The organism is Paenibacillus alba, from assembly GCF_013204855.1.
GTDB lineage: Bacteria > Bacillota > Bacilli > Paenibacillales > NBRC-103111 > Paenibacillus_E > Paenibacillus_E alba.
Genome location: NZ_JABMKZ010000003.1, coordinates 1 through 22,893 on the forward strand (window position 1 = coordinate 1; position 22,893 = coordinate 22,893).

Genomic DNA, 22,893 nt, shown 5'->3' on the forward strand with positions numbered 1-22,893 from the left:
CATAATCCGATCAATTTCTTCTATATTCATTATGCCTCTCACCTCGTTCACTCTAAGTATTGGTACTATCTATTAAACCAAATTTTAGAATTTGAATAAGGTCCTGAGTAGTAACCATTTTTGCAGGCTTTCGCGTATTGGGACCCTACGCCCTGAGCGAATAGAAGCACAAAATCTCAAATGATGTGTGCGAAAGTCATTAGGCTATTCACTGCTTAGCATGCAGGCGTATCTCATTTTATCAACTCACGTTCGTCATTTACGTAAGCAAAAGATCTCGGTTTATCGAAAAAAGCCTATAAGTCCCTTTATGAGGGGGCTTATAGGCTTTTTTAAGTATCAATGCTTATAAGGGTGACTTCGTAGCGGAAGCAGGCGCAGGTACTGAATTAGATTACCTTCTAATTATTTCCCTTGCTCAACCAGAAGGTGACATTGTCGCCCTCTAAGCCTTTGGTGCCAGCCGGCGGGTCTTGTCTAATGACGGTTCCCTTCGGCAAATCGCTTGCCTCAATGAAAAATTCATAGTGCAGCCCTGCAGCCAGCACTTGCTGGTGAGCGTCTTCTTGGGATAGGCCGATGAGATTCGGAATGACGACTTCTTCGGCTTGTTTGGTTGAATCTCCTCGAAGCTTCGGAGTTGGGCTAGCCACCGGAGTTGCTGTCGGAGGCAATTGCTTTGTGTCTGTTTGGGTTGGTGGCACCTCAACAGGCTGACTTGGCTTATTTGCAGGCCATAGGGCCCAGACGATAATAAGGACTACGACGAATAGAGCGATTGCGCCAAGCGCGGCTTTTTTTAGCCAGCTGGCGGATTGTTCTGGTTTTCGGTTTGAGCGTGTTTCTGCTGTTTCCATAGGTTCATCATCCTGAGGCTTATCGACCGACCGATTTGGATGTACAATCTCGCTATGTATAGGTTCTGAGTCTTGCTGATGTGCGGATGAAGGCAAGCTTCGCAAGCCGAATATCAGCGAGGAGAGAGAGGCTTGGCCTTGGCAGACAAGCTTCACCAGCCGAATCAGGGCCAACTTTTGCTCATAAGTGGCAGAAGGAATGGAAGCACGCTCCAAATGCGTATGCATCACTTCAAAAGCGCCAGGAATCGTGTCAGTTCCCGTGAAGAGTTGAATCATTAAGCGGCAAAGTCCCACAGCCCCTTGGTTCTGTGGATTGCCCAGGTCCCAGTAATTGATGACGGATAGCTTATCATGATCTGAAAGCCAGAGATTCTCGGGATCAACGGAGAAGCCTGTAATGCGCTCTTCCATGGCATCCAGCAAGGAAACTCCGAGATCGGCAATCAGTGTGACGATATGAGGATACGTCCAACCCTTCATTCTTTGGGAGAATAAGGAACCAGGTTTGGCTTGCAGGATGATTGTTACGGAAGCTTCATCAACCGAGGTGTCGAGGATATGCTGAAAGCCATCATGAATGAATGCTGCTTTATGATTAAGTTTGCGGATATAATCGACGCCAGATTGCCCGGCACTCAGCTCTATTTGATAAAGAAGGACCTTTCGTGTCAGAAATGTATCGTCACCGTACGTCAGTTTCCCCTGTGGTAAAGAGCGGATCGGAGCTCCCGGCATATACCTTGTTCCTATTTTGTTTTGCATGCGAATAACATCCTCTCCGAAGTAGCTCTTCAGGATTTCTCTCTATTATATATGATTCGTGCACTTTTAGGAATTTAGGATCAAACATATTCGGAATAGAAAACGGGATGGTTTGTCTTCTATTTTCTTTTTCTATTTCTATTGAACTAAAGTCTATGATTCGTATGACCTAGATGATATGATGGATTTACAGAATTATTTACAATAAGATCCAAATTGAGGAGGAAAAATGGTGAAAAAAGTCGCAATTTTGGGCGGCGGTGTCGCTGGATTAAGTGCCGCGCATGAGCTAATTATCAGAGGTTATGAGGTTTCAGTCTACGAGTTTAAGAGTATTCCAGGGGGAAAAGCCAGAAGTATGCCTTACGTCGGAAGCGGGACAGATGGCAGGAAAGATCTTCCCGGGGAGCATGGCTTCCGCTTATTTCCTCGCTTTTATCGGCATGTTATTGATACGTTGAAACGAATTCCATATGAAAATGGTTATGTGTATGATAACTTAATGGAAGTAACACGTTTAGACATTGCAACCTATACAGCTCCGCTGCTGCCGCTGCTGGCTAAAATCGAATTCAGCTTAGATAATTTCTTGGTCGTGCTTAAGGATCTTTTTGACAACGGTTTAGGACTTACGGTAGAAGACATAGAACAATACGGACGCAAGATGTGGCAGGTGATGACCAGCTGTGATGAACGTATTCGTGATGAATATAATCTTATTGATTGGTGGAACTTTATTGAGGCTGATCAACAATCCCCTGCCTTTCAAAAAATATTCGCTGGATTTACCAAAACCCTCGTTGCTTGCCAATCCAAAATCGCTAACACCCAGACGGTAGGCCCTGTCGCAGTGCAAATGACCCTAGATATTACAACACCAGGTACAAGCTTCGTACGTCTTTTGAACGGTCCAACGAATGATAAATGGATTAATCCTTGGCTCGCTTTTTTACAAGAGCATGGCGTAGATTATCATTTGGCAGCCAAAGTTGAAAGATTAGATTGCGCGGATGGCGTGATTCGTGGAGCCAAAATTACGGAAAATGGTCAAACCTTTGACATTGAGGCGGATTATTACATTGCTGCCTTCCCTGTGGAAGTGATGGGGAAATTCGTGACGGATGCCATGCTGCAGGCAGATCCTTCTCTTGCCGGCGTACAAAAGCTTGTAGATTCTGTTGCTTGGATGAACGGCATTCAGTATTATTTGAAGGAAGAGCTGCCGATCACGCATGGTCATGTTATTTACCTAGATGCGCCTTGGTCGCTGACATCGGTTTCCCAGAAACAGTTCTGGCCGGATGTTGATCTTAGCCAATATGGGGACGGCACCGTGAAAGGTGTTTTATCCGTTGATATTTCCGACTGGGACACCCCTGGTATTTTGTTCGGCAAGTCCGCTACCTATTGTACGGCTGAAGAAATTAAGGCAGAAGTATGGGCACAAATGAAGAAAAGTTTGAATGTAGATGGCGCTGTTATTTTGGAAGATGAAGTGCTGCATTCTTGGTTCTTGGATACCGATATACAGTTTGAGAACCCCGAACAAGCATGTACGAATATGGAGCCGCTGCTTATTAATCGTGTTGGTACTTGGGATTTAAGACCGGAAGCCTACACGGCAATTCCCAATCTGTTTCTTGCTGCTGACTACGTTCGTACGAATACGAATCTAGCAACTATGGAAGGAGCGAATGAAGCGGCGCGTCGGGCGGTTAATGCGATTTTGAAGCAAGACAATTCTACAGAAGAGCCATGTGAGATTTGGGATATGTACACGTTTGAGCTTTGGAATATTGATGTGTTGAAGCCTTATCATCACCATGACAAGCGTCGTTTTGAAAAAGGACTTCCTTGGGATGGCAAGCTTTTTTAGAGACGTACCTAGCTGCTTGTTTTACTAGGAGGAGTTTATGCTTATTTTGCCCGAATACGAATTAATCAGACAAATATATCAAGGTGACCGAACCGTGCTTTATCGGGCCGTTCATAAACCGACCATGGAAAAAGTGATTATCAAAACACTGCGCTCTGATTTTCCACTTTCCACGGATATTGCCAGATTGAAGCGAGAATTTGAAATTGGTAAAATGCTGGATATTCCCGGCATTGTTAAGCCGCTCGGGCTGCCCAAGCATCAGAACGGTGTCGCACTTATTCTGGAAGATTTTGATGGAGATACGTTATCTGCATATTTCCCGCTTTTTCGCCAGTCATTACAAGCGTTCTTAATCTATGCGATCCAATTGATCAAAATTGTCGGAGATATTCATCAACGCTATGTCATACATAAAGATATTAAACCTAGCAATATTATTATGAATCCGGAACGGCAGATTATGAAGCTTGCGGATTTCAGCATCTCGTCTTTCACTAGAGAACGGCAGGAAATGCTGGACCCCCTCATGCTTGAGGGGACGCTTAGCTATATGTCGCCCGAACAAACGGGGCGTATGAATCGGATTATCGATTATCGCTCCGACTATTACTCCTTAGGCGTTACATTCTATGAAATGCTCACCGGGATCCTTCCGTTTCAAACGGAAGATCCGGTAGAGCTGATTCATTCACACTTAGCGGTGACGCCAATCCCACCGGACAACATCCGAATGGATATTCCTAAGCCGCTTTCGGATATTGTGATGAAGCTGCTTGCGAAGAATGCGGAAGAGCGCTATCAAAGCGCCTACGGCATCATTCAGGATCTTGAGCATTGCTTGATGATCAGCAAGTCGCCGGATGAGCTGGAGCACTTTGCCATTGGACTCTATGACATGACCGATATGTTTCAAATCCCGCAAGGCTTGTACGGCCGCGCGAATGAAATTGAGAAGCTCCTTCATGTATATGGACGTGCTGTGCATGGATCACTTGAAGCCGTTTGGGTAACAGGGGAATCCGGGTATGGCAAGTCCTTTCTGATTGCCGAGACGATGAAAACCATCATGAAGGATAATGGTTGGTTTTTATCAGGCCGGTTCGAACCGAACAAGCAGCATGTTTCCTACCATGCTTTGGCGAGGGCCTTGCGGCAACTGGTTCGGCAGCTTTTGACAGAGAAAGATCAACAGATTGAAGAGTATCGCGGACGTTTGCTCAAAGCACTGGGGACAAGCGGTAAAGTCTTGATCGATCTTATACCGGAGCTTGTGCTACTTATCGGTGAACAGCCTAATGCCAAGCAACTGCCTCCGCAGGAGACGCAGAATCGATTACACTATTTGCTGCAGCAATTTTTGTTCATTTTCTGTGCCAAGGATAGGCCAATTGTCTTGTTTCTCGACGATCTGCAGTGGGCGGATGCCGCTTCTTTGCAATTTATTGAGCTGCTTTTGAACGATTCGCAGATGCGGCACTTCCTCTTCATTGGCTCCTATCGAAGCGAGTATGACAATCTGTTATCCTCTACGCATGTTCAACTGCTGGATAAGCTGCCAGCTCGACTTACTTCAGAGATGATCCGTCTGCAGCCGCTTGTCATTGGGGATGTTCAACTGCTGATTGCGGATTCATTGAAAACAGAGCATCAGCAGGTGGTGGAGCTGGCACAGCTCATCCTGCAAAAAACCGGCGGCAACCCCTTTTTCGTCAAGCAATTTCTAACGGCGTTGTATGAACAGAATTTGCTGACCTTCAGTTATGAAGCTAATCGTTGGATTTGGGATATGAATGAAATTCAGAAGCTTCGGATTACGGATAACCTGATGTTTCTCCTTGCGGAGAAGCTCCAGCGCATGCCGCCTAGAACACAGTATTTACTGCGGTTGGCTGCTTGTCTTGGCGCTTCTTTTGATTTGGAAGCACTGGGAATCATTGCTATGACCCCGTTTGCCGAGGTTTTGCAGGAATTGGAAATTTCAATTCAAACCGGCCTTATTATTCCAGTGGGAACCGATTATAAATTTTACACCGAAATACAGGGGAATTCAGCGGCGCAAGACATCCGGTTTATGTTTGTGCATGATTCAATTCAAGAAGCCGTTTATGGTTCCATTGAGCAAGCGCTGCTGCCTGAAATGCATTACACGATCGCGAATAAGCTGATGGAACATTTACATGAAACAGATATCGAACAGCGGTTGTTCGATATCGTGAATCATATGAACATCGGTTCTGCTCTAATCGCGGGGCGACAGGAGATTATCCAACTGCTCGAGTTTAATCTTCGCGCAGGCCGCAAAGCCAAATCCTCCAATGCCTACCGCTCTGCTCTGCAATACTACAATAAAGCTTTGGCCTTACTGAGGTTGGTAGAAGGTACAGAATTGGCAGAGCTTAGCTTTTCTATTCGATTGGAGAAATCTGAGGTGCTTTATTTGAACGGCCAGGCGGACGAGGCGGAAGCTTCCTACGAACTGCTGCTCTCCGACGCGCGGACGAACGAATTAAAGCTGGAAGTCTATAATTTACAAGTGATTTTGTATACGAATGTCGGGAAACAGCACAAAAGTGTGGAAGTGGGCTTGAAAGCATTAGCGGAGCAAGGACTTCGGATTCCGAAAGAGCCAACAAGTGTGAATATTTTCTTGGCTTATATGAATTTGAAAGCAAAGATTGGGCGGAAGAATACACTTCAATTGTATGATCTGCCACTGATGGAAGATGCCTACATGACGCGGCTCATGAATTTGATGATGAGTATAGCAGTCTCTGCTTATTTCGTGAATACGAATTTATTTGTGTTGTTTATGTTTATTATGACCAAGAGTGCGTTGAAACACGGGAATTCTTCCATTATGGCCTACGTATACGGGTCTTATGGATTGATCCTGGGATCAGGCTTCGGCGATTATCAGCTTGGCTATCAATATGGTCAGTTGGGGGACAGAATGAATGCCAGATTTCAGTCCCATCAGTTCCGCAGCAAAAGCCACTTTTCCTTCGGATTATTCGTTACCCCATGGGTTAAGCCTCTGCAAGTGTGCTTGGAGCATCTGCAAGAATCGTTCAAAAGCGGGATCGAGGATGGGGACTTGGTTTTTGCCGGGTATGCGCTTACGTATCAGGTCTTGGTGAAAGATTTTCAAGGTGTCGCCCTTGCTGAAGTGCAGGAGGATCTGGATAAGCACTATCGCATTCTAGAGCAAACGAATCATCATGATACGCTGCTTATGATGGAGATGCTTCGCATGGTCATTCTGAATCTGGAAGGGAAAGCAGCGAATCCCCTCATTATTGGCATTGATGAAGAAGACGAGGAACAATTCGTTCGCAAGCTGGAGATTCATTCGAATCAAGTTATCTTGCATGAATACAAAGTGAAGAAAATCATGATTAATTATTTGTTCGGACAATATGCGGAAGCGCTTAAAGCTGGCAAGGATGCCGAACCGATGCAAGCTGTTTCTTTCGGTTTGTTCCATATTCCTGAGAATTATTTCTATTACGCACTTTCGATTGCGGCTGTTTACAAGGATGCAGCCGTTGTTGAACAAAAGATGTTCGCTAAGTTGATGCGCAAAATGCTGCGCAAGATGGATAAATGGGCTGCGCATTGTCCGGAAAATTTCTCCCACTTGAGCTTGCTGATGCATGCTGAATGGAATCGCGTGACTGGCAATGTGCCGAAAGCGGAGCATGGATATGAACATGCCATTCGTCAAGCAAGGGAGCAAGGCTTTATTCAACATGAAGCCATTGCTTGCGAGCTGGCAGGGCGGCTGTATAAGTAAGCCGGCCGTGATAAAATCGCCAAAACCTATTTGATAGATGCTTACTACGGTTACTTGAGCTGGGGAGCGAAGGCCAAAGCTGATGAGCTGAAGATGAGGTATCCGAATTATTTAACCTCATTGAAGGAACAGCAGGATTGGAGTACAACGAATATTAGCGATTACTCGCTGCAGGCATTAGACTTCATGACGATTATGAACACATCCCGATCGTTGTCCAGTGAGGTCAATCTGGAGCAACTAATCAAGCGATTAATGGAGATTGTTACATTTTCCTCCGGCGCAGAGCGAAGCATTTTGGTTCTCAAAGAGAGAGACAACTTGTTTGTTGAAGCCGAAATGCTGGCTCTGGACGGGAAAGATTCTTGCATCGTGAACCCGGTTGCGCTAGAAACGAAAGAAGATCTCCCAGCAGCGGTCATTCAATTCGTAGCACGTACCAAAGAAGGTGTCGTACTGGACGATGCTGCGAATACCGGCTTCTTCACCCACGACCCGTATATTCGCGAGACTGACGCGAAATCCATTTTCTGTGAGCCTATCCTGCATCAAGGCAATCTCGTTGGGGTCTTTTATCTGGAAAATAATTTAATTCGCAATGCGTTTACTTCCGATCGTTTGGATATCATCAAGCTGCTTTCGGCTCAGGCGGCCATCTCCATTGAAAATGCAAGATTGTACAACGATTTGGAGTCCAAAGTGAAAGAGCGGACGAATGAATTGATCCTGATGGAAACATCGCGCCGGGATTTGTTGTCCAATATTTCACATGATTTGGGAACGCCGTTAACGTCGATCCAAGGCTATGTTGAGGCTATTCTGGATGGTGTGATTCAAGAGCCTGAAGAGCAAAGAAAGTATTTGTCAGTCGTTCATATGCGAATAGTGGGTATTCAGCGGCTTATTACGGATTTATACCAGCTTAGTCGACTTGAGACCAAACAGTTTCATTTCCAGCTGGCTCCAACTTCCTGCCAAACGATGGTTCGGCAATTGTTTGCCAAATACGAGCTGGACGCGGCAAATGCGGGAATTACGTATACCTTGGATATGTCTCCGACAGAAGGAGAAGATTTGCTTCTCACGGTAGATACGGATCGTATTGAACAGGTGTATGCGAATATTTTGTACAATGCGATTAAATTTTCTGCCCGAGGTGGATTTATTAATGTGCTTGTCACCATAAGACCGGAGCCTTTTGAACTCGTTATTCGAGTGACGGATACCGGTGTTGGGATTAGCGAAGAGGACTTACCGCATATTTTCGAAAGATTCTATAAGGTATCCAAATCACGGAGTACGTCAGGCGGCAGTGGACTTGGACTCGCGATTGCCAAGGAGATTGTCCAATATCATGGCGGGCAGATCTGGGCAGAGAGCCGGCTGGGCAAAGGCTGCAGTATTTCGTTTTCGCTGCCTGTGCATCGAATCTAATCGGCAGTTGGGTAAGAACCGTATGTCTCACATGATGGTATGTGACATATACGGTTCTTTTTTTCGTTAGGAGCGAATTGTAACCCGCGTGTGAATGGGGACGATAGCAGCTAATTGAAGCACATCCTCGTTAAACATCCGGATACAGCCATGGGAGGTTCTCCGGCCAACCGAGGAAGGATCATTGGTTCCGTGAATGCCATAGTGCGGCTTGCTTAAACCCATCCAGAATACGCCAAAAGGACCGCCGGGATTAGGCTGCTTGTTAATGATAAAATACTCGCCTGTGGGTGTTTTGGTTAGCATTTTGCCAATGCCTATGGTGAACGCGCGTACGACACGATTGACATCCAGCAGATACAATTGAAAATCGGTCAGGTCGACAATAATTCGATAGTTAGGCATGAATGGATCACCTCTGTCTATCTTATGAAAGATGGCTGGGGATGAACAGGGCGTTTGCTAATCGTGCATAGGATAATTGATACTTTGACATGGATTCACTCGTTTTCGGAATTTCTGTCTACATATGATATAATTTTGAAGAATTCAGTCATCAAAGGAGAGACAGACATGCAGTCATTTCTACAGTATAATCCAACCCGAATCTGGTTTGGTCAAGGGCAGATCAAGCAGTTAAAGCAGGAGCTGGGTACTGCCGGCAAAAAAGTATTACTCGTCTATGGCGGCGGGAGCATAAAAACAAATGGCGTTTATGATGCTGTCCGAGAACAGCTTGAAGATATGCAAGCCGAAGTCGTCGAATTATCCGGCGTTGAACCGAATCCGCGGCTTACAACGGTACAGAAGGGGATACAATTGTGCCGCGACAATCAGATTGACCTCATTTTGGCCGTTGGCGGGGGCAGTGTAATTGACTGTGTAAAAGCTATTGCCGTCGGCGCTTATTATGAGGGGGATGTCTGGGATATCATTACCCGCAAAGCGACGCCAACCCGAGCGCTTCCGTTCGGTACGGTTTTGACGCTTGCAGCTACAGGCTCAGAGATGAATAATATATCCGTCATTACGCATTGGGAACGGAACGAGAAACGCGGCTGGGGCAGCCCTTTTGCTTATCCGACATTCTCCATACTGGATCCGGAGTTCACCTTTTCGGTACCAAGGGATCAGACGGTCTATGGGATTGTCGATATGATGTCGCATGTGCTTGAGCAGTATTTCCACAGAACAGAGCATGCGGAGATGATGGACCGCTTCATGGAATCTGTCTTATTGACCGTCATTGAAGCCGCACCGAAACTGCTGGCTAATTTGAACAGCTATGAGCATCGAGCTACCGTAATGTATGCTGGTACAACGGCGTTCAATGGGCTTTTGTCCAGCGGCACGGATGGCGGAGACTGGGCATCGCATCAGATTGAGCACGGCTTGTCAGCGATCTATGACATTCCACACGGTGGCGGCTTAGCCATCGTATTCCCGAACTGGATGCGGCATTGTGCGGAAGAAGATCCGTCCCGAATGAAGAAGCTGGCCGTAGCCGTATTTGGCATAGATTCAACAGGTAAAACAGACTATGAAGTTGCTATTGAAGGGTGTCAGGCCCTTCGCGATTTCTGGAATTCGCTCGGAGCGCCGAATCGACTTGGCGATTATGGGATCGATGACAGCCGACTTGACGAGCTCGTGCATAAATCCTTCATGAAAGACCAAGTAGGCCAGTATAAAATCATGACTCGGGATACGGTTAGAGACATTTTGCTGCGATCTTTATCGTGAAAAATAGGGGCTGACGCGGGGGACAGCGTCAGTAGAAGGGGAAGAGCATCTAGCGCTGAGCCTGCCGAAAAGGCAGTCTCAGCAGCCGAAAAGCCTCCGACCCGCGCTGAGGCGGCGAAAAAAGCAGTCTCGCCCGGTGAAGCAGGCGGAATCTTCGCGAATGCCCGCTGAGCCTGCCGAAAAAGCAGTCTCGCCCGGCGAAGTGGGCGGAATCTTCGCGAATGCCCGCTGAGCCTGCCGAAAAGGCAGTCTCAGCAGCCGAAAAGCCTCCGCCCCGCGTTGAGCCGGCGGAAAAAGCAGTCTCGCCCGGCGAAGTAGGCGGAATCTTCGCGAATGCCCGCTGAGCCTGCCGAAAAGGCAGTCTCAGCAGCCGGAAAGCCTCCGACCCGCGCTGAGGCGGCGGAAAAAGCAGTCTCGCCCGGCGAAGTGGGCGGAATCTTCGCGAATGCTCGCTGAGCCTGCCGAAAAGGCAGTCTCAGCAGCCGAAAAGCCCCCGACCCGCGCTGAGGCGGCGAAAAAAGCAGTCTCGCCCGGCTGCACGTAAAAGAATCGTAAGGGGATAACTCAGATTCTCTTTCATTTTTTTTCGCCAGAAGTGGAAGGCAGCTCGAAGTAGAACAGAAGAGGGATGGGTGTGAGGGTGTAAAGGCGCTTTGCGATTGGAACCCCACATCCATTCCTACCCGCAGACAAAAGTATGGGTTTACACATAAAAGGACCGTCAGGATGTTTTTCCTGACGGTTTTTCTTACTTTAGCGCCCAAAAAGTTGCAAAAGTTCATACTTCTGCGGGATTATTCAGTAGAAATAAAGCCCGCTTTCCTTATATTGTAAGTCTAAGGAGGTGATGCATTCGTAATTATGTAAGCGCTTAATCGCCAGTGATCTTTGTAAAAGGAACAGCTTGTGAAGCCAAACCTATGTACACAAATGCAACCAAAGAGAGGATGGATTTTGTGATGAAAAAGACAATGCTTCGCTCTTTATGCTACCTGTTGGTCGTTGTGCTGGGATTACAGCTGGTGAGTGTTTGGTTATTTTCAAATGAAACAGAGGCTGCTGCCGTAAACGTGCAGAATGGCATTCAGTTCAAGGACACGAGTGGAAATATCATTCATGCTCATGGCGGTGGTATTCTTAAAGTGGGCAGCTATTATTACTGGTTTGGTGAAAATCGTAATGCGGACGGTACGTTCAATGCGGTGTCCTGCTACCGCTCGAGTGATCTCAAAACATGGGAGTTCCGCAGCAATGTCCTGACGAAAAACTCAGCAGCTGAACTGAATGTATCTAATATTGAGAGGCCTAAAGTTATCTATAACAGCTCAACGAATAAATTCGTCCTATGGATGCATTGGGAAAATGGCGTCGACTATGGGCAAGCGCGGACAGCAGTGGCTTCATCCAGCACAGTGGATGGAGCCTATACGTATCAAGGAAGCTTCCGTCCGCTTGGTTATGATTCGCGGGATATGACCGTTTTCAACGATAACGGGACCGCTTATTTGATTTCGGCAACAAGAGTGAATGCAGATATGAACATTTATAAATTAACGCCCGATTTCCTTGGTGTTGATTCGTTGGTTCAGACGTTATGGGTGGGGCAATACCGTGAAGCGCCGGCTATGTTTAAACGGAATGGCGTCTATTTTCTGGTAACTTCCGGTGCGACCGGTTGGGATCCGAACCAAGGGAAATACGCCACAGCTACGAGTATTACAGGAACTTGGAGCGGGCTCAGTAATTTCGGTGACGCCACAACCTATGATTCTCAAAGCGCCTATGTGCTGCCGATAGAAGGCTCCAGCTCAACGACTTATCTCTACATGGGGGATCGCTGGGCTGGTGCTTGGAGCGGCAAGGTGATGGAATCCCGATATGTTTGGCTGCCGCTGTCGTTTCCTTCCAGCACTTCACTATCCATGAGCTGGGGCAGCAATGTCAGTTTGGATATAAGCACAGGGACGGTGACGGCTTCCTCGCCGGCGATCGATACGAATGCTTATTACATTCTGGAGAACCGCAATGGGGGCAAAGCGCTCAACGTCCTGAATCAAGGGACAGCTGACGGCGATAATCTGGAACAATATATCGATAGCGGCTGGTATAGTCAGCAATGGAAATTCGTCAGTGTCGGCAGCGGATACTACAAAATTATGAATCGCGCCAGCGGCAAATTAATCGGCGTTGAGAGTGGTTCAACCGCAGATGGCGCAATCATCGAGCAGTGGGCAGATGGCGGCTGGACGAGTCAGCACTGGCAAATTGTGGATGGCGGAGCCGGGAATTTCAAGCTGAAAAATCGAGCAACATCGAAAATCATTGATATTTCCGGTGCTTCCAAGACGAATGGCGGCGCAGCGATTCAATGGACGGACAATGGCGGTAAAAATCAACAATGGCGGCTTTTGAAAGTTGAATAGGTAAACTTGAAAAACTATCCTTCGTACAATTTTACGAGGGATAGTTTTTTGCGTGTCATCGAATATCGTATATGGAAATTTTTATATGATTCTGCTAGGATAAAAGTGAACATCATGACGGGGAGAACGTCGAGGAATTAACGTCATACGCATGGAGGAGCTACCAACACGAATGCCATTTTTACAACGAGTTTCCCTAGATTGGTCCCAGTTGTCACAAGTGGAGAAAGATCAATATCCATATCATATCCCGACCATCCAGTCCTTTGATGAGTATCGGTTCGAATCCAATGTGACCTTCTTTATTGGCAACAATGGTTCTGGCAAATCAACGCTGCTGGAAGCCATCGGCGTGTCCTGCGGGTTTAGTGTCGTAGGAGGCAGAGATCTTACCATTACCAAGGAGAAAGACGATGTATCACTAGCCAAAATTATGAGATTGTCATGGCTGCCAAAGATCAGCAACGGTTTCTTTTTCCGGGCGGAGACTTTTGATACGTTTGCCGGCTATATAGATCAATTGGCGAAAGAACCTTTCGTGGGCCAATCGGCCTACGCGCCTTATGGCGGGAAATCGCTCAATGAGCAGTCGCATGGACAAGCGTTTTTGACCTTTTTTAAAAACCGATTGGATCGCAAGGGCATCTATTTGCTGGACGAGCCAGAGTCTGCTTTATCCCCCCAAAACCAGCTGGCGTTCTTGCGGATTATTTGGGAATTAGAACAGCAAGGCCAAGCACAGTTTATTATTGCTACCCATTCTCCGATCTTAATGGCTTATCCTCAGGCGCGCATTTTGCAATTTTCAGAAACATCCATTGAGCCAATCCAGTATGAAGACACAGATCATTTTAATTTGACGAGAGATTTTTTGAACCATAGAGAACGGTATTTCCGGGCGTTGTTTGCAGAGGATGATGACAGCGAGCAAGAAGATTAAATTTATGATACATATAGGGGGATTATTCAGCCGTGGCCTTTTTTAAGAAAATGTTAGCCCGAGTGGGAATTGGCAATGTGGATATAGATACGCAGTTTCATACGGAAGAATTTATACCTGGTGAGATCGTTGAAGGGATTATTAAAGCTAAAGGCGGAAGTGTTGAGCAAAAGGTAGATCGTATTTATTTTCAAATTATGACGGAATACTTGAAGCCAGTGGAGACGGATGCCAATCGCGATGGTCGCACGGAAGTGCGTTTAGAGAAAGAAAGCATCGTGGTAGCGAATATTTTGCTTGCGGAGAGTCTGGTTTTTGCGCCAGGGGAAGAGCTTGAAATTCCTTTTGAGTTCATGCTTCCACATGAAACGCCAATTTCAATCGGTGTAAGTCCGATTTGGATTCGAACGGGTTTGGATATTAATAATGCCGTTGATCCTTCCGATCGGGATGACATTGAAGTATTGGCCCATCCGCATGTTGCTGTCATTTTTGAAGCGCTGGAAGAACTGGGCTTTCATTTGCATCAAGCGGAGAACGAATACTACCCGCAAGCGGATTATCACTTGCCGTTTATTCAGAATTTCGAATTCATTCCTTATCAAAATGGGGAGTACCGAAGCACGGTGGATGAGCTTGAGCTTGTTTTGTACCCAGATGAAGATGGTGTTGACATCATTATGGAGTTCGACCGCAAAACGCGCGGCTTCAAAGGGCTTATGGCTGATATGCTTGATCTGGACGAATCTCATGAGCGTTATTATTTCGATGCGGAAGAGCTGGAGGAAGGTGCTTCCTCTGTGGCGGACCGATTCAGGGAGATTTTTGATGAGTTGCTGGAAGGCTGAAAGCAGCTTGGGTACGTTGTGAAGCAGCTTTGCGAGCACTTCCAGAGCCTGTATGCTGCTGCAGCCAAAAGAAGGAGCTGTCCCATAAGTAGATACATCTACTTGCGGGCAGCTCCTTCTTTTATTTTGCTCATTGCCTTGCTGCTAACCTGCTCCAGTCGCAGTCACCCTCGCAACCACCAATAGACCGGTATAAATAATACGGAGGTAATGATCCCTGCGGCCCCCATGGCAAAACCGCTAAGGCTGCCCTGTAGCTCGGAATCCTTAACGAGCTTAGCTGTTCCTATGCCATGAGCTGCGGTTCCTAGGGCGATGCCGATCGAAAGGCTATCCTTGAAGCCAAGCCACGTTAAGAGCTGTTTCCCGATCATACTGCCAAAAAGGCCGGTAAGCACAGTCAATACGGAGGTAAGCTCCGGCAAGCCTCCTAAGTGTCGCGATATCTCTATCGCGATAGGGGAACTGACCGACTTGGGCATCATGCTCAGCAGGATGTCGCGGCTTCCGCCAAGCAGCCCGATGAAGGCTGCGGCACTGATCATACCGGTCAGTGAACCGACGGTAACGGAAACGAGAATGCCGGCGAGATGGCGTTTGATCAAGCCTGCATGTTTATAAAGAGGAACACCAAGCGCAACGGTTGCTGGACCTAATAAGAGCGTTAGCATATCCCCGCCCATCTTGTAAGCAGAATAGGGGATGTGGCAAGCGAGCAGCAGAATGATAATAAAACCGGAACAAATAAACAACGGATGAAGCCAGCGCCAGCGCTGCTGAATAAGCTGGGCGCCTGTATAGGCCACTACGCTAAGGGCAATGCCAAACAAGGGCTGATTGACCCATTCGCTGAAGCTCATGATACATCACCGTCCGATTCCTTGCGCTGCAGCTTAGTTGTGAGAAATCCGGTTACGATAAGGACAGCCATAGAGCTGCCAATGATGCCAACGCTAATGGATAACCAATTGGATGCAATAAGTGGGAAAAAAACCATCGTTCCAACTACAAAAGGGGTAAAAAACAGCATCATATGCCCTGTAAGCCAGCCGGCTGCGGATTCGACCCAAGAGAGTTTAATCCACTTCGCAAACAGCGAGATCGTAAACAGGATGAGGCCAATGACATTTCCGGGAAGCGGAATATGCAGGCTCCATTGAAGCCAAGTGCCAAGTAAATGAAAAGCAAGCAAGATTGCAAAACCTAACATAAGATCACCTTCAAGTATAGGTATGGATAAAACAGGGATTAAGCAGGAATTCGGATCGTAACGGTAGTTCCTTCTCCCAGTTGACTGTCAATAGCTAGACCATACTGCTCTCCGAAATAAAAGAGGATACGATCATGCACATTTTTAACCCCGATATGATCTTCATCCAGCGTATCAGAAGGCAGAGAAAGCCGGAAGCGCAGCTGCTCAAGCTTCTCCTCGCTCATCCCTACGCCATTATCCTTAATCATAATGAGCATATCATTGCCTGATTTCATGGATGAAACTTCGAGCAGGCCAGGTCCGTTTCGACGTTCCAATCCATGAACGATCGCATTTTCGATCAAAGGCTGAAGCGAGAAATGCATGACCTGCAGGTTTTCGCTGCCCTCAGCAAGCCGTTCTGTGTATTGAATTTTATCGCCAAAACGCAGCTGCTGTATGTTCACATATAGTCGAATATGTTCAAGTTCTTCCTTTAAGGGAACAGTCTCTTTCCCTGTTTGAATATGGATGCGGAACAGTCTGCCGATCATCCCGACCATTTCGCTAATTTCCCGTTGTTGATTGATGACAGCTTTCATCTGAATCGATTCTAGGACATTAGCAAGGAAATGAGGATTGATTTGGCTTTTTAAGGCACCGTATTGGGCTACTTTTTGCTGAACTTTGGCCATGGAGGAGCGCTCAATATAGATTTGCAAGTCTTCCACCATTTTGCGAATGCCTTGATAGAGCACGCCGAATTCATCCTGCCGGTCACTGCTTAAATCGACATCGAATTTGCCTAAACCGACCAATTTGACTTGTCTGCTTAATAAAATAATTGGCTTCGTCACGCGAGCGGACAGGATGAACATGAACAGGATCGCTGTGCCGAGTGAGAGGAAGGCGAGAGTCAGAACAATTTTGATCAGAACATCGGCTTGTTTGGTCATCTCTTTTTCATCAATATATTGGATAACCTTCCAGCCTGAATAAGGAGAAGTAACAAAGTTAATAAAGGAATCATTTCCGGAAAAATGAGCATAAAAGCTGCCCGCGTCTTCTTTGAGGACGGTATCCATATTCTGATTTTTAATGCTTGTCGACAAGGCCGGTTTGGATTCATTCCGCTCTGAATTGTAAATGACTCCGCCATTGTTATCAATAATAATGAAATTGCGCTTGCTGACCTCGGATAACTTTAAAATTTCCCGTAAAGAGTCCAGTCGAATGTCGATCAGCATAGTGCCGATGGGCTGCTTGCTGCCGACTTTATTAATCACTCTGGCAATCGAGATGACGTTATTTTTGGCATTCACGCGATGAAAAGGAAGGTGAGCGCCGAACAGGACGATGCCGCCATTGCGCGCCTGTGTTTGTACATACCAGTCTTCATGCGTGAAGTCCTTCACATCGTAATCAGACCGATTGAAATTGGTGGAGTAGAAGACGCGGGAACCGGCATAGATTTGTACGCTGTCGACATTCTTGATCGTCATTTCGATCGAGCTAATGAAATGCTCAATAATATTTCCATATTGAATTTTTTGATCATTTCCATTATCGTTTTTGTCCAGTGTCCAATTCTCCAAGGCTCCTTGAAGTTGTCCGTCCATTTGAGCATTAAGCGTACCTTTTTCGATGCTTTGCAAGTATTGGTCGATGTTGAAGGATAAATTCGTCAGAATTAAATTGGAGCTGCTTTGATACTCGTTTTTGACGGCTTGCATGGAAAATAGATAAATAATGACGGAAATAATCAATAAGGGTATGGTAATAATGAGAATCATCAGCATGAAAATTTGGTGATTCACATGCTTCATGCGAAGCTTTTGTTTCAATTGTCTCAATCTAGGCAATTAGGACCAACCCCATTTTTTCCTGTAGTCTGTTGGTGTCATTTGCGTGATGCTTCGAAACGTTTTGACAAAATGCTTGTAGCTTTTGTAGCCGCACATCGAGCAAACATCGGTTACCAGATGCTCCGGCTTTTTCAAGCATTCCTGTGCATATTCAATTCTAATTTCGGTCACAAACCGCATGTAATTTTTATCGAGCTTTCTTTTGAACAAACGGCTTAAATAAGAGGGATTGTAGAAGAAACGGTCTGCCACCATCTGCAAGGTCACATCTTGTGCAATGTGCTGCTTAATGAAGGAAGCGATATGCTCGAATATCAGTACGTCTTGCTGCTGATTGTGCGAGGAGCCGCCTTTGTAAACCGTTCCCAGATGAGCCATCCAAGCGCCAAGCCAATGAAAGAGAGCATCAAGTGTCGGGAAATCATCCACGCATGTCAGGGTTAATAGCTTATCACTATATACGCCTTCGATGGGGATACCATTTTTAATTGCAAAGCGAATGGAAACGCTAATGATTTCTTGTAAATAAGCTAGCCATTTCGCTGGCGAAATATGGGGCATATGGATTACGATTTCCTGTCCTAAGCGCTGTAAAAGCTGCTGAATGTCCACTTCGTTTGCGCTTTCAATACTGGCCAGGAGCTGTTTTTTATCATTCTCATTCAGTTGAATTAACGCCGTCTTATGGGCATGAGGTATATCGCCGGACGGAAGAAAGAAGAGAGAGCGATCCTTGTGATAATAACGCTGAAGCAAGGCTTTGTCCGTTTGCTGCAGCATTATACTTAACTCCGACAATTGATTCGTCAGCGTGCCGATGGCCATGAACAGTGAAACGGCAAGTGTTTGATTGACTTGCTCTATGAATTGCTTTAAGTGATCTCGGGCGCTTTCCTGCGCAGATGTGCTCCCCCCAGAATCCATGATCACAATGACGTATAATTTGGATTTGTACATATAGGTTAGAGTTTGTCTGTGAATCTGATTGCCATAAAGGAAAGATACAGCCTGTTCGATCATGGTTAAAGCTTGCTGTCTTAATATTTTTTTGGATGGAGGAAGCGCTGACATGACGGGCAGCCAAGTGACGACAAGTGGGAGATAGGTGTAATTGTCGCTGTCGAAATCATACAGATGCTGCAATCCGTCTTCTCCAATAAGCAGTTGTTCTTCTTCAAGCAGCAATTGAACAAACTCACTGCCTTTGTACAGCTTGCTTTCTCTGGAGGCTTGTTCCCACTGGGAATGGGTTTGCACGTTGTTATGATTGTGGACGACTTGCTTCATGCAGGCTTGAATGGTAGCCAAGCTATCTTCATATTCCAAGGGTTTAAGCAGAAAAGCGTGCACACCGCCCAAGCGGATGGCTCTCTGGGCATACTCAAATTCATTAAAACCTGTCAAAATGATAAATACGGTATCAGGCAGCTTCAAGCGAATTTGTTCAATCATTTGAAGTCCGTCCATCTCGGGCATGCGAATATCCGTGATCACCAGATCTGGCCGCTCTCGCCATGCTGTTTCTATGCCGGTCTTTCCATTATCTGCGTCGACAATGGAAGTAACGCCTAGTTCCTGCCAAGCAAAATAATGCTTAAGACCTGTTCTGATGAGTGGTTCATCCTCGACAATCATAAGTTTATACATGAATCCCCCACAAGGTTAAGACCTGTTTATTCTTTACACAAATTATATACTAAAAATCGCGATAAATCGTGATTGTAAATGTTAGGTAAACAAACAGGTCAGAATACGACCATGGAAGTAAAAACTCGGGGATTCTATCGATTTTCATTCTGCCTTATGCTAGGTGCAAGGAATGAGAGCAATTTACTATTCCAATAAATTCACGGGGGTACTTAGATGAGGGCAATGAAAAAAGGGTTAATGACAGTTTTAGGCGTCGCGCTTGTAGGATCACAGCTAGTAGCATGTTCCAATACGACTGATCAGAATAAGCCTGCAGCCACACAAGATGCTCAGAAGCCTGCGGCAACCCAAGCGGCTGCCAAGCCTGTAGAGATTACATGGTGGAACTTCCCTAACTTCCAAACGTTAGATGGCGAAGTTGGCAAATACGAGAAACAAATCATTGCTGCCTTCAATGAAAAACATCCTGAAATTAAAGTTAATCTGGAAATGATCACCTTTGATGGTGGTCCTCAGAAACTGAACGTGGCTATCTCCTCCAATACAGCGCCTGACGTTATCTATGACGCTCCAGGTCGTATTATCGACTGGGGGAAGAAGAAGCTTCTAGCTCCACTGAATGACATCATACCCGCAGACATCAAGAACGATATTGCTCCAGCTTTCTGGAAGCAATCCACCGTGGGCGACCAGATTGTCATGTATCCTTTGAACACAGGTCCATTCATGATGGCTGTCAACAAGACCGTATTTGAGAAAATCGGCGCTCTTGACTTGCTTCCATTAAGCAGACCGGATCGTACATGGACAGTCGCGGAATATGAGAAAGCCTTGAACGCGGTTAAAGAAAAAGCGCCGGAGATCATTCCGACCGGATTCTTCGCAAAAAGTACAGCAGGTGATCAAGGAACACGCGCCTACTTGGCTAACTTGGGTGTCTCCAGATTTTTGACGGAGGATAACAGCAAAGTAGCGATTAATACCGAGAATGCCGGCAAAGCCTTGGATTGGGTTGTGAAAGCTACCAAAGACAAAATCAGTGTAGCCGGAGCTGCTTCCCTCGCTGCTGCCGATGTGAATGACTTGTTCCTGCAAGGTAAGTTGGCGTTCACACTGAATTATTCACCGGTTCTCAAAGCTCAGAATGTGGCGAACAAAAAAGTGCAGTTTGACGATGTGCTGCTGCCATTCCCTACGCTTGATGGATCGAAGCCTAAATTAGAGCCATTCCTTGGCGGTTTAGCGATTTTCAATAACGGCAATGCCGATAAAATTGCCGCATCGAAGAAATTTATTGACTTCGTCGTGAACGATCCGGTTTGGGGTAAGAAAAACATCATTCAAACGGGTGGATTGTCGGCTCGTACATCCATTACAGGACTATATAATGATCCGGAATACAAATATGCCGATCTGGCACGTCAATTCATCACGGATCCTCCAACCATTGCAGACGGTTATGCAGAAATTCGCACATTCTGGTTCCCAGAATTGCAACGTGCTCTTACTGGCGGAGCAACAGGCAAAGAAGCTTTGGATGCCTTTGCCGCTAAAGCGAATGATGCGATTGCCAAAGCGAAAGCGCAAAATCAAAAATAAAGCAAATTTGGAGATTGGAGTAGCGTAGCAAGCAGCGCTGCTCCTTTCACTAAACACATGAAATGGGGAGAAGGAAATGGAGGCAACGGTTAGCAAATCGAGAAAATTTGTCATACGCGACTGGCTGATGAGCTATCTCTTTTTACTTCCAGCGTTTGGATTTTTTCTAGTTTTTGTCGCATATCCGATGCTAAGAGGCGTTTATATTAGTTTTTTTGATTATTCACTGCGGAATTTTGACTTCGTTGGACTAGATAATTATGTCTCTTTATTTCATAACGAAACGTTCCTGAAGTCCATGCGAAATACGATATTGCTTGTCGTTATTGCGGTTCCTATCGTCATTGTGTTTTCCGTATTCGTGGCTGTTAACATTTATAAAATGAAGGAATTGTCCAGATCATTTTTCAGAGGCGTTTTTTATTTGCCGGCTGTATCTTCGGTCGTAAGCATTACGGTCGTTTGGGGATGGATTTATCATCCAAACTATGGGATTCTCAATTATTTGACAGGCATGCTTGGGTTTGAGCCTATATCCTGGTTAGGCGATACGAGAACTGCTCTATTAGCCATCATAGCTGTTTTAATCACCACATCGGTCGGCCAGCCGATCATTCTGTATGTCGCTTCGTTGGGCAACATTCCCACTTCCTATATGGAGGCAGCGGAAATCGACCGTGCAACACCATGGCAGATTTTCTTGAAAATCGTGTGGCCGATGCTGATGCCGACCAATCTCTACGTCATTGTTATTACTACGATTAATACGTTTCAGTGCTTCGCGCTCATCCAATTGCTAACATCAGGTGGTCCTGTGTATAGCACATCCACTGTCATGTACGGCGTATATGAACAAGCGTTTCTACTCGGGCACTTCGGAATTGCTTCCGCGATGGGCATTCTGTTGGCGATCGTGATCGGAATCATCTCGACGATCCAATTCAAATATTTCGGCAGCGATGTAGAGTACTAGGAGGTCACCATGACATCAAATGCACATGTGCAAGTACATTCCCAACAGCTTAGGCGCAAAAGCAAAAACAGTTTAAAACGAGAATGGACCCCGATGAAGGTGCTTTCTACTGTTTTGTTGCTGATATCGACGCTAGTTTTTATCTTTCCGTTTTATTGGATTGTGACAGGAGCTTTTAAAATTCAAACGGTAGCGACAGCCATTCCGCCGGAGTGGTTCCCGCTTAAACCGACCTTGAGCAACTGGCTGGAACTGTTCAAAAACCCGATTTGGCGCTGGACGCTGAACAGTTTTATCATATCTATCGTTGAAATGGCGGCGGTGTGCCTTGTTTCTTCGACGGCTGGCTATGTGCTTGCCAAGAAATTATTTCCCGGCAGAAAAATCATCTTCACGATGTTTATTGCAGCGATGGCACTGCCTAAGCAAGTTATTCTTGTTCCGCTGTTTACCATGTTGGCTAACTTCGGTTGGGTCAATACGTACCATGGACTCATTCTGCCGGCGATCGGCTGGCCGTTTGGCGTGTTCCTGATGAAGCAGTTCGCGCAAACCATTCCAGGCGAATTGATTGAGGCGGCGAAGATGGATGGCTGCTCAGAAATCCGCTTGTTTTCAACGATTGTTTTGCCGCTGCTTAAGCCTGCTTTGGGTGCTTTGGCTATTTTCACCTTTATTGCTTCATGGAATGACTATTTCAGCCAACTGATTATGGTGCGCTCCACGTCCATGATGACACTTCCGCTTGGTGTCTCTATGATGACGACGCAAAGTGAATTTTTGACCAACTATGGCGTGTTGATGGCAGGTGCGGCACTGGCTTCCGTGCCGATGATTGCGATATTCCTCATCTTCCAGAAAGCATTTACACAAGGGATTACGATGGGTGCTGTAAAAGGGTAATGAACGAAGAGAGAAAAAAACTCGGAGGT

16 protein-coding genes are annotated in these 22,893 nt (G+C 46.1%); 10 read left to right on the forward strand and 6 right to left on the reverse strand.

Annotated features, from left to right (window positions below):
* Nucleotides 1–401: 401 nt before the first annotated feature.
* The gene (locus HQN90_RS03575; RefSeq protein ID WP_173216509.1) at nucleotides 402–1,622 is read right to left on the reverse strand and encodes a PASTA domain-containing protein; all 1,221 of its coding nucleotides are present in this window, start codon (nucleotides 1,620–1,622) and stop codon (nucleotides 402–404) included.
* A gap of 229 nt (nucleotides 1,623–1,851) precedes the next feature.
* Here HQN90_RS03575 and HQN90_RS03580 point away from each other — a divergent pair, with 229 nt between their 5' ends.
* From HQN90_RS03580 to HQN90_RS03590, 3 genes are all read left to right on the forward strand, one after another.
* On the forward strand, nucleotides 1,852–3,498 hold the full coding sequence (locus tag HQN90_RS03580; RefSeq protein ID WP_173216510.1) for a hydroxysqualene dehydroxylase: 1,647 nt from the start codon (nucleotides 1,852–1,854) through the stop codon (nucleotides 3,496–3,498).
* A gap of 37 nt (nucleotides 3,499–3,535) precedes the next feature.
* Nucleotides 3,536–7,294: an ATP-binding protein gene (locus tag HQN90_RS03585; RefSeq protein ID WP_173216511.1), complete on the forward strand. Its 3,759-nt coding sequence runs from the start codon at nucleotides 3,536–3,538 to the stop codon at nucleotides 7,292–7,294.
* 195 nt (nucleotides 7,295–7,489) lie between these two features.
* Nucleotides 7,490–8,728 (forward strand): ATP-binding protein, encoded by a 1,239-nt coding sequence (locus HQN90_RS03590; protein ID WP_420851031.1) that lies wholly within the window; start codon nucleotides 7,490–7,492, stop codon nucleotides 8,726–8,728.
* Between the two features lie 66 nt (nucleotides 8,729–8,794).
* On the opposite strand, the gene HQN90_RS03595 is transcribed toward HQN90_RS03590, so the two are convergent.
* The gene (locus HQN90_RS03595) at nucleotides 8,795–9,133 is read right to left on the reverse strand and encodes a L,D-transpeptidase (protein ID WP_173216513.1); all 339 of its coding nucleotides are present in this window, start codon (nucleotides 9,131–9,133) and stop codon (nucleotides 8,795–8,797) included.
* A 168-nt stretch (nucleotides 9,134–9,301) separates the two neighbouring features.
* On the opposite strand from HQN90_RS03595, the gene HQN90_RS03600 reads away from it, so the two are divergent.
* The 4 genes from HQN90_RS03600 to HQN90_RS03615 all read left to right on the forward strand — a co-directional run bounded on the left by HQN90_RS03600 (nucleotide 9,302) and on the right by HQN90_RS03615 (nucleotide 14,682).
* A complete protein-coding gene (locus HQN90_RS03600; RefSeq protein WP_173216514.1) occupies nucleotides 9,302–10,471 on the forward strand; it encodes an iron-containing alcohol dehydrogenase in 1,170 nt (389 codons plus the stop codon).
* 959 nt (nucleotides 10,472–11,430) lie between these two features.
* Nucleotides 11,431–12,894, forward strand: coding sequence for an RICIN domain-containing protein (locus tag HQN90_RS03605; RefSeq protein WP_173216515.1), 1,464 nt, complete (start codon nucleotides 11,431–11,433; stop codon nucleotides 12,892–12,894).
* A 172-nt stretch (nucleotides 12,895–13,066) separates the two neighbouring features.
* Nucleotides 13,067–13,834, forward strand: coding sequence for an AAA family ATPase (locus HQN90_RS03610; protein ID WP_173216516.1), 768 nt, complete (start codon nucleotides 13,067–13,069; stop codon nucleotides 13,832–13,834).
* Nucleotides 13,835–13,866: 32 nt separating this feature from the next.
* Complete coding sequence (locus tag HQN90_RS03615) at nucleotides 13,867–14,682, forward strand: sporulation protein (protein WP_173216517.1); 816 nt, start codon at nucleotides 13,867–13,869, stop codon at nucleotides 14,680–14,682.
* 164 nt (nucleotides 14,683–14,846) lie between these two features.
* Here the strand turns inward: HQN90_RS03615 and HQN90_RS03620 are convergent, their stop codons facing one another.
* The 4 genes from HQN90_RS03620 to HQN90_RS03635 are packed head-to-tail and all read right to left on the reverse strand — an operon-like array spanning nucleotide 14,847 to nucleotide 19,386.
* Nucleotides 14,847–15,542 carry an LrgB family protein gene (locus HQN90_RS03620; RefSeq protein ID WP_173216518.1) on the reverse strand — a complete coding sequence of 232 codons (696 nt, stop codon included), beginning with the start codon at nucleotides 15,540–15,542 and terminating at the stop codon, nucleotides 14,847–14,849.
* Nucleotides 15,539–15,892: a CidA/LrgA family protein gene (locus HQN90_RS03625; protein WP_173216519.1), complete on the reverse strand. Its 354-nt coding sequence runs from the start codon at nucleotides 15,890–15,892 to the stop codon at nucleotides 15,539–15,541. The genes HQN90_RS03620 and HQN90_RS03625 overlap by 4 nt, the downstream gene beginning before the upstream one ends.
* Nucleotides 15,893–15,930: 38 nt before the next feature.
* Nucleotides 15,931–17,736 (reverse strand): cache domain-containing sensor histidine kinase, encoded by a 1,806-nt coding sequence (locus tag HQN90_RS03630; protein WP_173216520.1) that lies wholly within the window; start codon nucleotides 17,734–17,736, stop codon nucleotides 15,931–15,933.
* Nucleotides 17,737–19,386, reverse strand: coding sequence for a response regulator (locus HQN90_RS03635; protein ID WP_173216521.1), 1,650 nt, complete (start codon nucleotides 19,384–19,386; stop codon nucleotides 17,737–17,739).
* A gap of 216 nt (nucleotides 19,387–19,602) precedes the next feature.
* On the opposite strand from HQN90_RS03635, the gene HQN90_RS03640 reads away from it, so the two are divergent.
* The 3 genes from HQN90_RS03640 to HQN90_RS03650 all read left to right on the forward strand — a co-directional run bounded on the left by HQN90_RS03640 (nucleotide 19,603) and on the right by HQN90_RS03650 (nucleotide 22,864).
* Nucleotides 19,603–20,988: an ABC transporter substrate-binding protein gene (locus tag HQN90_RS03640; RefSeq protein WP_173216522.1), complete on the forward strand. Its 1,386-nt coding sequence runs from the start codon at nucleotides 19,603–19,605 to the stop codon at nucleotides 20,986–20,988.
* A gap of 76 nt (nucleotides 20,989–21,064) precedes the next feature.
* Nucleotides 21,065–21,961 carry a carbohydrate ABC transporter permease gene (locus HQN90_RS03645; RefSeq protein WP_173216523.1) on the forward strand — a complete coding sequence of 299 codons (897 nt, stop codon included), beginning with the start codon at nucleotides 21,065–21,067 and terminating at the stop codon, nucleotides 21,959–21,961.
* 9 nt (nucleotides 21,962–21,970) lie between these two features.
* Nucleotides 21,971–22,864, forward strand: a complete 894-nt coding sequence (locus tag HQN90_RS03650; protein WP_173216524.1) for an ABC transporter permease subunit — start codon at nucleotides 21,971–21,973, stop codon at nucleotides 22,862–22,864.
* The last annotated feature ends 29 nt before the right edge of the window (nucleotides 22,865–22,893 follow it).